At 44.3% G+C, this 13,189-nt stretch carries 13 protein-coding genes; 4 read left to right on the top strand and 9 right to left on the bottom strand.

Annotated features, from left to right (window positions below):
* Positions 1-6 precede the first annotated feature (6 nt).
* From F894_RS12365 to F894_RS15385, 3 genes are all read right to left on the bottom strand, one after another.
* Positions 7-378, bottom strand: coding sequence for a hypothetical protein (locus F894_RS12365; protein WP_004281691.1), 372 nt, complete (start codon positions 376-378; stop codon positions 7-9).
* A gap of 40 nt (positions 379-418) precedes the next feature.
* Complete coding sequence (gene hflX / locus F894_RS12360) at positions 419-1,759, bottom strand: ribosome rescue GTPase HflX (protein ID WP_004732184.1); 1,341 nt, start codon at positions 1,757-1,759, stop codon at positions 419-421.
* A gap of 77 nt (positions 1,760-1,836) precedes the next feature.
* Positions 1,837-1,968: a hypothetical protein gene (locus F894_RS15385; RefSeq protein ID WP_005248002.1), complete on the bottom strand. Its 132-nt coding sequence runs from the start codon at positions 1,966-1,968 to the stop codon at positions 1,837-1,839.
* A gap of 189 nt (positions 1,969-2,157) precedes the next feature.
* On the opposite strand from F894_RS15385, the gene F894_RS12355 reads away from it, so the two are divergent.
* Complete coding sequence (locus tag F894_RS12355; protein WP_004732180.1) at positions 2,158-2,967, top strand: lysophospholipid acyltransferase family protein; 810 nt, start codon at positions 2,158-2,160, stop codon at positions 2,965-2,967.
* Positions 2,968-3,315: 348 nt separating this feature from the next.
* Here the strand turns inward: F894_RS12355 and F894_RS12350 are convergent, their stop codons facing one another.
* The gene (locus F894_RS12350; protein ID WP_005248000.1) at positions 3,316-4,950 is read right to left on the bottom strand and encodes a phospholipase D family protein; all 1,635 of its coding nucleotides are present in this window, start codon (positions 4,948-4,950) and stop codon (positions 3,316-3,318) included.
* A 101-nt stretch (positions 4,951-5,051) separates the two neighbouring features.
* Here F894_RS12350 and F894_RS12345 point away from each other — a divergent pair, with 101 nt between their 5' ends.
* A complete protein-coding gene (locus F894_RS12345) occupies positions 5,052-6,062 on the top strand; it encodes a metallophosphoesterase (protein ID WP_004281695.1) in 1,011 nt (336 codons plus the stop codon).
* Between the two features lie 24 nt (positions 6,063-6,086).
* Here F894_RS12345 and F894_RS12340 read toward each other — a convergent pair whose 3' ends face one another.
* From F894_RS12340 to trhA, 3 genes are all read right to left on the bottom strand, one after another.
* A complete protein-coding gene (locus tag F894_RS12340) occupies positions 6,087-6,488 on the bottom strand; it encodes a hypothetical protein (protein WP_004281696.1) in 402 nt (133 codons plus the stop codon).
* A gap of 133 nt (positions 6,489-6,621) precedes the next feature.
* Positions 6,622-7,929, bottom strand: a complete 1,308-nt coding sequence (locus F894_RS12335; protein ID WP_004281697.1) for an MFS transporter — start codon at positions 7,927-7,929, stop codon at positions 6,622-6,624.
* A gap of 142 nt (positions 7,930-8,071) precedes the next feature.
* Positions 8,072-8,716, bottom strand: coding sequence for a PAQR family membrane homeostasis protein TrhA (gene trhA, locus F894_RS12330; RefSeq protein ID WP_005247998.1), 645 nt, complete (start codon positions 8,714-8,716; stop codon positions 8,072-8,074).
* Positions 8,717-8,818: 102 nt separating this feature from the next.
* Between trhA and F894_RS12325 the strand changes: the two genes are divergently transcribed.
* On the top strand, positions 8,819-10,042 hold the full coding sequence (locus F894_RS12325) for a class I SAM-dependent methyltransferase (protein ID WP_005247995.1): 1,224 nt from the start codon (positions 8,819-8,821) through the stop codon (positions 10,040-10,042).
* A complete protein-coding gene (locus F894_RS12320) occupies positions 10,036-10,467 on the top strand; it encodes a GNAT family N-acetyltransferase (protein WP_005106126.1) in 432 nt (143 codons plus the stop codon). Before F894_RS12325 ends, F894_RS12320 begins: the two co-directional genes overlap by 7 nt.
* A 69-nt stretch (positions 10,468-10,536) precedes the next feature.
* Here the strand turns inward: F894_RS12320 and F894_RS12315 are convergent, their stop codons facing one another.
* Together F894_RS12315 and F894_RS12310 are read right to left on the bottom strand one after the other, a co-directional pair.
* Complete coding sequence (locus F894_RS12315; protein WP_005106128.1) at positions 10,537-10,884, bottom strand: hypothetical protein; 348 nt, start codon at positions 10,882-10,884, stop codon at positions 10,537-10,539.
* A gap of 160 nt (positions 10,885-11,044) precedes the next feature.
* The gene (locus F894_RS12310) at positions 11,045-13,180 is read right to left on the bottom strand and encodes a 3-hydroxyacyl-CoA dehydrogenase NAD-binding domain-containing protein (protein WP_005247993.1); all 2,136 of its coding nucleotides are present in this window, start codon (positions 13,178-13,180) and stop codon (positions 11,045-11,047) included.
* Positions 13,181-13,189 lie beyond the last annotated feature (9 nt).

Below are 13,189 nucleotides of genomic sequence, written 5' to 3'. Positions count from 1 at the left end.
GAACTCCTATAACCAGCGCTTGGCCATTTTGGCGTAAATCCATAAAGGAATCAGGGTGCTGAAAAACATAATGAACAGAAAGGCCGGAATTTTCTGGCCCATATGTACCAGCATCATCAGTGCACCTGCACTGACAGGCAAGAAAGCAAAGGCGCTTTCCTTCATCAGTTTGTTATTGGTATCCACAAGGCGGGCGGGGAGTTTGCCAAAGTAGCGCCAGGTAAACAGCGCAATTAAAAGGCTCAATAACCCGACCAGATTGCCTAATTCAGGATGATTCAGTTGGGTCATTAACCAAACCGAAGCTTCCCGAAAGACAATAATAAGTAACAGGGTGCCGATCCATGCTGGCCAATCTATTCGTTTTATCCAGTTCATTGCTATAATCATTAATATTAATAAGTTTACTTATCAAGTTTTACTCGATCTTTGACTGGATTTCAAACGCTTCCAGTGGACGTTGAAACTGCTGCGCCTGTTTGCCCAGAATTTCATCCAAGGGTAAATGCGCCTGTTTAATCAATTGTTCCAGTTTTTGTGGCGCAATTCGAATGTGCAGATGCAGTTGGCCTTCATCATCATAATGTTCAGACTGAATCACATTCAGACCATAGAGCTGGTTACGCAGCTTGCCGTAGGCAGGTTTCAGGATTAAATCGAAGGACTGTAGTTGCCCCATCAAGGACTCATGTACCGCTTTACGCAGCAGGTCGATACCTTCGCCACTATGTGCCGAAACATAGACCCGTTCCGGTTCACCTGGACGTCGATAAATAATTTTGGCTTCTTCACCGCTACAGTCAATTTTATTGTAAACCTGCAAGATCGGCACATCTGCACCAATTTCTTTCAGCACTTTTTCTACAGCTTCAATCTGCTCCAGCATTTCTGGGCTGCTTGAATCAATGACATGCAGTAACAGCGTGGCTTCTACGGTTTCCTCCAAAGTTGCTTTAAAGGATTCAACCAGCGAATGGGAAAGGTTACGGACAAAACCTACCGTATCGGCCAGCACCAGATTGCCAATCCCATCCCATTCCAGACGCCGTAAAGTAGGGTCCAAGGTTGCAAACAGCTGATCGGCTGCATAGACATCGCTGTTGGCGAGTAAATTAAACAGGGTCGACTTGCCGGCATTGGTATAACCGACCAAAGATACCGTCGGCACAGCAGCTTTTTGACGAGCAACACGGCCTTGCATCCGGGTCTGGCGGACTTTATCAATGCGTGCCTTGAGTTGTCCCATACGGATACGCAGCAAACGGCGGTCTGTTTCCAGCAGGGTTTCACCCGGGCCGCGTAAACCAATCCCGCCTTTCTGGCTGTCGAGATTGCCACGACTACGAATTAAACGCGAAGATAAATGTTGTAGCTGTGCCAGTTCGACTTGCAGCTTACCTTCATAAGTACGGGCACGCTGGGCAAAAATATCCAGAATCAGTTCGGTACGATCGACCACGCGGCATTTAATCACCTGTTCCAGATTACGGGCTTGGGCTGGGGTCAGGGCATGGTCAAAAATGACTAAATTGGCCTCCAGTTCTTCAACACGTTCAGCGATTTCTTCTGCCTTGCCGGAGCCGATAAAAAATTTGGCATCGGGTTTCACCCGCTGAGCATAAATATGTTCCAGAATTTCAGCATCTGCAGACTGAGCCAGCAAACGAAACTCTTCAGCATCAAGGTCATCCAGCATTTGTACGCTGACACTCACCAGAATGACGCGCTCTTTCCCTCGATGTTGTTGTAAATATTCCACTCAGGCCAATCTCCACTTGAAAACTTTAGTGTAGTTGAAAAAGGGCTGTGCAGATACTGAATTAGCGCCGCTTTGGTTTAAAGTGCGCTGATAAACAGTTGTGCAAGTGTTACCAGTACCACGGCATAGATGAAGGTGCCGCCCAAAATATATTTGAGCATTTGTAAAGGCTGAGGTGTGTCGTTCGCGGGCTGGGTTTGATCTGGCATGGCTACGATCCTTTTCAATCTAATATTTCGATAGTTTTAGTTTGAATGATTTTTTAATCCAATTAAAATTGAAGATATAGATGTTATTGGTCGATTTTTATTATCAATGCAAGTTGCGAATGAACAGTATAGAATGAGTTTAATTCGTGGATATTCCCTGTATCTCGCTTAGGATTTAATGACGTTTTTATGAACTCAACTGTACAAAACCAGACTCCAGATATCGAAGGCTTGGCCAAGTTTTTTCTGTATAGCCGGAAAATTACTGCCTCATTGGCTACCATTAGTGAAGGGTTTTACTTGGTTTTTCGTCATGGCTTATATAAAAATCCGAATAACCCGACCAATACCCGCTATGTGCAACATTTTTGCCGTCAGTTATGCAAAGTATTCAATATCGAAGTGCAGGTGCATGGCGAGATTCCACGTGAACCCGCCTTATGGGTCAGTAATCATGTGTCTTGGCTGGATATTGCCGTTCTGGGTTCCGGAGCGCGCGTATTTTTTCTGGCGAAAGCAGAAATCGAGAACTGGCCGATTCTAGGCAAATTGGCCAAGGGTGGGGGTACCTTATTTATTAAACGGGGTTCAGGAGATTCCGTCAGGATCCGTGAACAAATTACCGATTTTCTCAAACAGAATATTCCGGTGCTGTTCTTTCCTGAAGCGACGACTTCTGATGGACGAGCCATCAAAAAAGTACATGGCCGGATTTTAGGCGCCGCGATTGAAGCGCAGCGTCCTGTACAAATCTGTCTGATTTGTTATGTGAATCAGCAGGGCGAACTGGATATGGTTGCACCGTTTGTCAATGACATCAGTTTTGCTGCCCATGTCAAAAAAGTACTGGAAATGCCGCAAGTCATTGCACATTTAGTGGCTTTACCTGCAATTGCCACGGAAGGGCATACGGTTGAAAGCCTGACCCGTGTGGTTCAGGAAAAAATGCAGACAGGTTTGGTTGAACTTCAGTCACGGGTATTAAAAAAGCCTCAATAAGATAATCCGAGTTAGTTTGTAAATTGATCGACTTTAATTTTTTTATACATGGATTATAGAGGATACGTGGAAACGTCACCCGCAACTGTCTGAGGCAGGACGATATTAAAAAATGATTGTTTTTGCGATGAATCTGATCGTTGATCATAGTGGACGAGTTTTGCGGGTGACAAATGGTTTTGGCTACTTTTGCCGAAACAAAAGTAGCATATAGACTATAATCGTTTAATTTAAAATGAAAAGATGCTGTTGTTCACTGAAAATAATTAAGGAGTTTTTTCTAAACTCGTTAATTGACGCCATTATTCCATAAGAAACTTTTTAGGATTGCTGTTCAAAGAATCAAACTTACATAAAGCCTTCAATAGGCAGCCACGACACCAGTTTAAGTCCAGCTTTCTGATACCATTTCATTTTTGGTTCTTTGGTAAACGTTTGAACGTCACCATTGGCTTTCTTGATTTTCCAGTTAATGTTCTGATTCGCATCCAGCACCAGTTTATACGCATATTTGCTTAAATTTTTGTCCATGGTGTCGTGTACTGCACGTGCCAAAGACGGACTGTTCAGCAACACGCCAATTTCAGTATTCAAATAGGCTGAACGCGGATCAAAGTTAAAAGAACCAATAAACACCTGTTTTTGATCCAGTGCCATCAGTTTGGCATGCAGGCTGGAACGGCTCAGTCCTTTCAGGCTGACTTTAGCTTTTTTCGAAATTTCCTCAGTATTGGCATTTAGGTGATTAGCTTCTGGCGCTGCCAAGAACTCATACAGCTGCACCCCATTTTCCAATAGATCCTGACGATATTTGGCATAAAAGGCATGCACCACGGCAACGTCGTTGGCCTTAAAAGAGTTGGTCAGGACGCGAACCTTGATATTCTCATTCGCCAGTTTCTTTAAACGGTCTGCACCAATTTTTTCCGGAACAAAATAGGCAGAGACAATATCGACACTTTGTTCAGGTTTTTCCAGACGCTGTAATAACTGGAAATTGAGATGTTCTTCGGTTTTGGCTTTGGCCTTGATTTTGCTCGGTGGATCTTTGACTACTTCGGCTTCAACCCAATCCAGCTGAATGTTTTGTTCCAGCCATTGGTCAAAGGCTCTGGAACGATTAGCCAGATCCAGATAATTTTGAGTCGCTGGCTCCTGACTATGGGTTTCTAGCTGTTGTTTTAAGCTTGGAAAACGTAAAGCATGATGCCGTGGATTCACAACCTCTTGCACCGGATAGGCATAATCATCATTCCAGTATTCATCGAAGGAATGAATGATTTCATCCGATGCCGCACCGACCAGCATCACATCGACATCAGAGAACTGATAGCTTTCACTGACATTATAATACTGGTTACTCATATTGCGCCCGCCAATCAAGGCAATCTGGTTATCGGCAATAAAGCTTTTATTATGCATGCGGCGGTTAATGCGCTTTAAATCCAGCACTATGTCCATGGCACGGTATTTACGGAAGCGATAGGGGTTATACAGTTTGACATCGATATTTTGATGCTGGTTTAAGGCCAGATAAATCCCTTCCATTTTCTTGGCATTATTGTCATCCATCAACAGGCGCACTTTTACGCCACGATCTGCTGCCTGAATAATCGCATGCAGAGCGAGGGCACCGATTCGGTCGTTATCCCAGATGTAATATTGCAGATCCAGACTGCGTTCCGCTTTATTAATCAGCTGAATCCGAGCAGCCAGTGCTTCAAGCGGATCATACAGCACGCGATAACCAGTCAACCCGATGTTCTGATCACGTAAAGGTTCAACAATTTGTGCCAGGCTGGTTTGCGAGGTATCCGTTTCAAATGCCATCTGGCTTGGCTGTTCGGTTTGCTTGGGTAAGGTGCTACATGCAGGTAGACCCAGAACCAGGCTACAGCTCAGTAAAATGCCGGCTTTATAGCGATGAGTGCGTATAAAACTTGAGGATTGAAGGTGAACTTGATCGCGGGGAGCAGTGGCCATATAAGTCGAAGAATGAAAAATTAGAATTGAGTATAATTGCCAGCTATGAAAAGATAAATATAAAGCCAGTAATCTGCTGCTCGACTGAATAAGGCCAATTTATGTGGGATTCGAATTCCGTACTGTTTTATTTTTATCTGGGAATGGCGATTTTAGCCATCTGGGCTGTGGCTCAGGCATGGTCGAGCCAATCACGTACCGAAACCATTCATCCCTTTAAAGCTTTTGGTCATTTGCTGGCGTTTTATCTTGCCTATTTATTAATCCCTTTGGTTTTCTTCAGTATTTATGCTGGATGGACGGGGTATTATTCTCTGCATGAAGCCATTTTTGTATTTTTGCTCAGTGGGGTTTTGACTTATGCACGCTTTATCGAGCCGCATTTAATTCAAGTGAAAACGACACAATATCAGATCAATGCAGATAAACGTTTAAAGCAGCCGGTGAAAATCGCCCTGATTGCAGATTTGCATATCGGTCTGTTTTCGGGTCATGAGCGTCAGTTGCGACAAATTGTACACAAATTAAATCATATTCAACCTGATTTGGTGGTGGTTGCTGGCGACTGGACTTACGAGCCAGAAAATAAACTGGCACAGGAATTGGCAGTTTTAAAAGAGATTCACGCTCCGGTCTATTCAGTCAATGGTAACCATGACGAGCAATATCCCGGACCGCCGATTCGCGAACTGTTGCACTATGCACTGCAAGTCAATCAGGTCATGGATATCGAAGGTCAAATTGTCGAATTTGATGAATTCCGACTTTTGGGCGTGGGTGATCTCTGGGCTGGAAAAGCCGATATGCGCAGTTTGCCAGACTTGCCTCAGGACAAGCCTTGGGTCATTCTTTCGCATAACCCGGATACGGTCGATATGATTCCCAAACTGCCGACGCGCCCTCTGATGCTGTCCGGGCATACTCATGGCGGACAGGTAGAGCTGCCTTGGCTAACTAATTACGTCATGAAAAAGGTTTCAATTTTGGGACATAAAAAGGGCATGTACCGCCATGAACATGCAGATGTGTTCGTTACTGTCGGTACCGGCTTGGTCGGCGTGCCTTTCCGTTTCCGGGTGCCGCCTACCATTGATATTATTGAACTGATTTAAATTCAGTCGACGTGCTGTACCGCGTTAACTGATGATCCAGACCAGAATCAGCAAGACCACTGCGACGGCCGCCATCATCCAGATTTTCTTTTCAATTTTTCGGGTTGGCACATTTTCACGTAATTGCTGTGCAGTAATTTCAGCTTCTGTGGATGTGCTCAAACTAGGATGGGTGGGGATTTCCAGTGGTGGTGTCACCAGGTCGATATCAGCGGCATCATCACTAAAGCGTGGACCGGTACTTTCATGCTTCATGACCACATCATGTTCCCGCACAATTTCATCAATCACTTGCAGTGCCTGAGCTTCATCCAAGGGCGTATTCTCGGTGATATAGCGAACAGCTTCTAATTTTTTATCATCTTCCAGCAAAATAATGATATTGACCAACTGCTCCTGCGATAGGTATTCAATAAGATCCTGCATGGCCTTGCCTCATTTTTTTAAATTGAGTTTATTTGATTGTTGAGCAAATTTAACGAGATAAGTAGCCGAGTTTTGTTGTGAAATCATAAAAAAAGCCAGCATCAAGTGCTGGCTTTTGAATCAATCTAAAATCTTAGATCTGATTATTTACATCATCATTCTTGGTTTCACGAATCAGCAAAAACGCGACAAGTGACAGGATAGATGCTGCGGTCAGATAATAACCGACTGCAGATAAACCATAGGCTGTTGCCAGCTTGGTTGCGATTAACGGTGCAAATGATGCGCCGAAAATGCCTGCCAAGTTAAAGGTCAATGCAGAACCCGTGTAACGTACTGAAGTCGGGAAGATTTCAGACAATACAGTACCGATTGGCCCATAAGTTAAGCCCATAATCGCCAGACCAATACACAAGAACAGGAACACCACCAAGGTGCTGCCAGATTCAAGCATATCTGCAAAGAAGATACCGAAGATCGCAGAAATGACACATACCGCAATGGAAGTAGTCTTACGGCCAAATTTCTCTGCCAATACTGCTGAAAGCGGGATGAATGCAGCAAAACACAGGGTTGCAACTAATTGCAATTGCAGGAATTCTTCACGAGAATAACCGAGTTGTTTTGTTCCCCATTGCAATGCAAATACCGTAGTAAGGTAGAACACAACAAATGTACAGATTGCAGCAATCGTACCCAGAACTAGCATACGAGAGTGCTTTTTGAACACTTGAACAAAAGGAACATTTACTTCTTTTTGTTTATCCAGCACTTTCTGGAAAGCAGGCGTTTCATGCAGTTTTAAACGGATCCATAAACCGACAATTACCAACAAGGCACTTGAGATAAACGGAATACGCCAGCCCCAAGCCATAAAGTCAGCTTCAGACATGAAAGCGCCAAGCGTCAGAAAAGAACCTGTTGCCAGAATAAAGCCGATCGGAGCACCCAGTTGCGGGAACATGCCATACCAGGCACGTTTGCCTTCCGGGGCATTTTCAGTTGCAAGAAGTACCGCACCTGACCATTCACCACCCAGACCCAAGCCCTGACCTAAACGGCACAGTGCAAGTAACAGTGGCGCAGCAATTCCGATTTGCGCATAAGTTGGCAATAGACCAATCGCAACGGTTGAAATCCCCATAGTCAGCAAAGCTGCAACCAAGGTGGCTTTTCGTCCGATCCGGTCACCTAAATGACCAAATAATGCTGCACCAATCGGACGGGCAATAAAGGCAATGGCAAAAGTCGCAAGAGACTGAATGGTTGCGGTCATCGGATCTGTACTGGTAGGGAAGAACAGATACGGAAAAATAATGACAGCAGCGGTGGCATAAATATAAAAATCGAAGAACTCGATTGTGGTGCCTACCAAGCTCGCTGTTAAAACGCGAAATTTTGAATTTTGTGCTGGCTGAGCAGCAGAATTAGACGACGCCATGGAAAACCTTACACTTACTAAAAATAAAAAAACTTAGTTTTAAAAGCGTAATCTTTTTAAAAAAGGCGTAATTTTTTAAAAAAACAACTGCAATCTTCTCGCTTCAACTCGCTCAGGGTCACTGAAATGAAAAAGGAGATGATTAAATCACGTAAAGATAGATAGACAGAAAATGTGATCCTGCGCCTATCAATACAAATATGTGCCAGATAGCGTGGGTATATCTTACTCTTTTTAAAGCGTAAAACAATGCACCCACGGTATAAGCGAGTCCACCAATGATGAGAAAGGTTAAAGATTGAGCACTTAAATATTGCTGCATATCATCAATCACCAGCAGCGCCAGCCAGCCCATGGCCAGATAAGCCGCCAAAGAAAGTTTCTGGAAACGATGAATGAAAACGAACTTGAAAAGTGTACCAAGAAGGGCAATCACCCACAGCGCAATCAATAAATACTGGGCTTTGGTGGTCGGAATGGCAATCGACAGGAAAGGGGTATAGGTTCCGGCGATTAAATAATAAATCGCAGTATGATCGACTTTTTTATAAAAATAACGGCGGTCTGCTGCAGTGGCCATGTGGTAGAGCATAGAAGCAGAAAACAGCAGAATCATGCTCAGCGCATAAACCCAAAGACCAATCCATTGTCCAGTACTTAGGTAAGACCCTTTAATAATCAAAAGAATACCGGCAATAATAGATAGTCCGGCACCTACACCATGACTAATATAGTTAATCCGTTCCTCATTTTGATCATAATCTGGAACCAGTGGAGCATTCTGCATGATTGTCATTCTTTTTCAAATATACACTTGTATAGTAATTCAATTTTGCTTTTAGGTTAAGAAGATTTAAACTTGATGCGCAATTCATTTCAGGTTTTATCTATGTCAACGTTGGCAACTCTCTCAGATCAGGAACAGCAATTCTTGGATACCTTTCAGCAAGCTGTTGAAAGGAATCAATTCGATCGCCTGATCTTAAGCCAGTATAAAGGTGAACTGCAGGATTTAGAGAAAATGACCTTGCGAGTCATTACATTAAATGAACAGCGCGTATTGAGCTGTCTATATCGTTACAAGACGCAGGATGTCACGAAAAATTATCCTTTAGATGAAGCATTATTCCAGGTTACTTCACTACTGGCGTGTTGCAAACAGGCCAATCTGATGACAGTAGATGAAGAATTACAGCTGAAAAAAAACAAGAAAAAAGCTATGTTAACGCGTAGCAAACATAAAGCCACGATGAATCAGGTGAAGCCTGCTGAACAAGGCCATGACCGGATTAAACAACGTTATGTCGATCAGGACAGCATCTTTCTCCAATATCTCGGTATTACCGATCAAAAAGCGCAAATCATTCCGAGCATGGCGCGTAAATGGAAGCAGATTAATAAGTTTGTAGAAATCTTCTCAGGTGCATTGGCACAGATTAAGCCACAGGCTGAAGGCCTGCGCGTGGTGGATTTTGGTTCGGGTAAGGGCTATCTGACCTGTGCTTTATATGACTATATGCAAAAACATGGTCAAACGCCGTATGTCACCGGGGTAGAGCTTAATCCGAAAATGGTTGAATTCTGCCAGAATGTCGCGCAGCAATCCGGTTTTGATCAGCTGGACTTTTTCCAGGGGGATGTGCGTACTTATGCGCCAGAACGTCTGGATGTGATGATTGCCTTGCATGCCTGTGATGTAGCAACAGATTTTGCGATTCATAGCGGGATTCGCCTGAATGCACAGATGATCATGTGCGCGCCGTGTTGTCATAAGGAGTTACGTCCACAGTTACAAACACCGAAAGTCCTGAGTCCGATGTTGCAGTTCGGTATTCATGCGGGGCAGCAGGCCGAAATGCTGACTGATACCATACGTGCTTTACTACTCAAAGCTTATGGTTATGAAACCAAAGTTTTTGAATTTGTGGCGCTGGAACATACCAGTAAAAATAAAATGATTCTGGCGACAAAACGTAAAGACTATCAACAACCTGATCAGTCAGTTCTGGCACAAATTCAGGCCTTAAAAGAGATGTATGGGATCCAGAAACATTCACTGGAATTGTTGCTTAATGACCAGTGGGATCAGAAGGGAATTGGTTCTAAATGCTAAATAGTCCAGAACTTAAAATAGTGTCCGGCAGCTGGAAAGATTTGGCAGTGTATGCCAAAGCGATTCGTGAAGCCGTGTTTATTCAAGAACAGCATATTGCAGCTGAAGATGAGTGGGATGTTGAAGATGCGGTTGCTGTACATTTCATTGTTTTTCAGCAGGATCAGGCGATTGCTACAGCACGCTTATTGTCAAATAACAGTATCGGTCGGGTTGCAGTCCTAACCACAGCACGCGGTTTAGGTGTTGGTCAGCGCTTGATGCAGGCCGTGATTGACTATGCGCGTGCAGAGCAGCGTAAGTTGGTAAAGCTGTCTTCGCAAGTGCACGCCATTGGCTTCTATCAAGCGCTGGGATTCGAAGCTCAAGGTGATGAATATCTGGATTGTGGAATTCCGCATATTGATATGTATTTAAAGCTTTAATTTTCAGCCATTCAAATACGAAAAAGCGAGGCATTGACCTCGCTTTTTTATGCATAGACTGAATCTGGATCAGTGGCCATGTGCTGCATTTGAGCTGTGCTCGGCATTATCCATATTGGCATGTTCTTCAGCTGACATATTGTGTTCAGCGGCTGTCGTACCTGGATGAGCAGTATTGGCAGCTTCACGTGCTTCACGATCTGCTTGCGCTTTGGCAATGGCTTCTGGAGACATCGTCGGTGCATTTTTAAAAGCGTGTTGCTGGGTAGTTTGTTTATTTTGCTGGCTTGGCATGTAATCCGGTTCATTACTTATCGCGAGCCAAAAAATAAGCATGAATAATCCACCTAAAATACAAAAGATGATAAGTGCTTTCCAGCCCCAAGGAGATTTTTCAGGTGAACTGTGATCAGTCATAGGTCTTACCCACGTGGATATCAAACTTATGTAACTTTATAACATAAATTGATCAAAAAGCAGATCGAAATCTGTCATCAGATGAGTCTATCCAGTGCATTAAGCAAATCCAGAAGATAAAAAAGAGGAAACACGTTCCTCTTTTATTTAAGTGCCTAAGTTATTGAATCGGCTGGGCGTGTGCTGCGCGATCTTTGAGGAGTTGTGGGGCTTTGAAGCGTTCGCCATATTTATTTTCAAGTACTTTGGCACGGGTCACGGCTTTGGCTAAACCATACTGATTCAGGAATTGTACTGCACCGCCCGTCCAGGCGGCAAAGCCAATACCAAAAATGGAACCCACATTGGCATCGACCACGGATTCCAAAACACCTTCTTCTAGACAGCGAACCGTATCCAGTGCCTGTACAAACAGGAAGCGGTCAATCATTTCCTGTTCAGAAATATCGTTGTCTTTTTTCCAGTAGCTGAGACCAGACCAGAGCTGCTTTTTGGCATCGGCCGGATAATCATAAAAACCTTGGCCGGCAGCCTTACCTTTACGGTTAAATTCGTGAATCATGCTGTGAATCACCTCATCCGCAGGTGATTTAGTGATGGTCTGACCTTGTGCTTCTAAAGCTTTATATCTTTCATTGGCCACATGTTCAGACAAGGTCAAGGACACTTCATCCTGAATCGCCAACGGACCCATCGGCATACCGGCTTTGAGTGCAGCCATTTCAATTCGCGCCGGATGTACACCTTCTGCCAGCAGGCGTAAACCTTCCTGCACAAAGGTACCAAACACGCGGCTAGTAAAGAAACCACGGCTGTCATTCACCACAATCGGTAATTTGCCAATTTGCTGCACGAAATCGAAAGCTTTGGCCAGCGTTTCTGGCGAGGTATTTTTACCTTTGATAATTTCCACTAGCTGCATTTTATCGACCGGACTGAAGAAATGCAGGCCGATAAAGTTCTGATCATTTTTTGAAGCCTGGGCTAATTCTGTGATCGGCAGGGTCGAGGTATTCGAAGCCATTACGCCGTTGCTGGCAAGATATTGCTCTGCCTCTTGCGTGACTTGAGCCTTGAGCGCGGGATTTTCAAAGACGGCTTCAATGATCAGGTCACAACCCGCTAGATCTTCATTCGATGCAGTTGTTTGAATCAAGCTTAAAAACTGATCTCGTTTCTCGGCTGATAAACGCCCTTGAGCGACTTTTTTATCCAGCAGTTTCTGGCTATAGGATTTGCCTTTTTCAGCCGCTTCTAATGAAATATCTTTCAGAACTACTGGAATGCCTGTGCTGGCAGTGGCATAGGCGATCCCAGCACCCATCATGCCTGCACCTAAAATACCGACTTTAGTGGCTTTCCACTTTTCAATATCTTGAGGGCGACTGGCACCGGACTTGATTGCATTCAGACCATGCCAGAAAGTGCCAATCATATTTTTAGAAATTTGACTGGTCGCCAAATAAGTAAAGTAACGCGATTCAATGGTCAGGGCAGTATCGACATCGACCTGTGCACCTTCTACCGCAGCCGACATGATCGCTTCAGGCGCAGGATAACAGCCTTTGGTTTTATCGCGCAGCATCGCCGGAGCAATTGCCAGCATCTGGGCAACTGCTGGTGTCGAAGGGCTACCACCCGGAATTTTATAGCCTTTTACATCGAATGGCTGCTGAGATTTTTGATTGGCTTTGATCCAGGCAATGGCCTTTTTCAGCAATTCATCGGTACTGTCAGCGACCTCATGAATCAACCCTAGAGATACGGCTTTATCGACTCCAAACTGTTTGCCTTCCATCAACAATGGAAAGGCATTTTGCAGACCGAGCAGGCGGACGCTACGGACGATACCACCGCCACCTGGTAATAAACCCAGTGTGACTTCAGGCAGGCCAAATTTGCTTTTAGGGTCATTCAGGGCAATACGATGATGGGCACACAGGGCAATTTCCCAGCCACCGCCAAGCGCCGTGCCATTCAGTGCAGCAACCACAGGAATACCGCGAGTTTCGATATAGCGTAGTTTGGCTTTCATCTCTTCAATCATATTGAAGAATTCAGTTGCATGCTCAGGAGTGGCTTGAATCAGTTCATCCAGATCGCCGCCAGCAAAGAAAGTTTTTTTCGCTGAACGGAAAATAATCCCGGCAATATCTTCATCTGCTTGTAACTGGACAACGACTTCATCTAGTGCCGTACGAAAGTCGGCATTCATGGTATTGGCAGACTGGTTTGGAGAATCAAACGTTAAAATAACAATATTATCTTCATTTTTTTGATATTGAATTGCGCTCATTATTTTTCT

Origin of the sequence: Acinetobacter sp. CIP 51.11 (genome assembly GCF_000369665.1) — a bacterium.
Classification (GTDB): Bacteria; Pseudomonadota; Gammaproteobacteria; order Pseudomonadales; family Moraxellaceae; genus Acinetobacter; species Acinetobacter lwoffii_S.
Note: the sequence above shows the minus strand (reverse complement) of the source record. Positions and strands in the feature narration are given on the sequence as shown.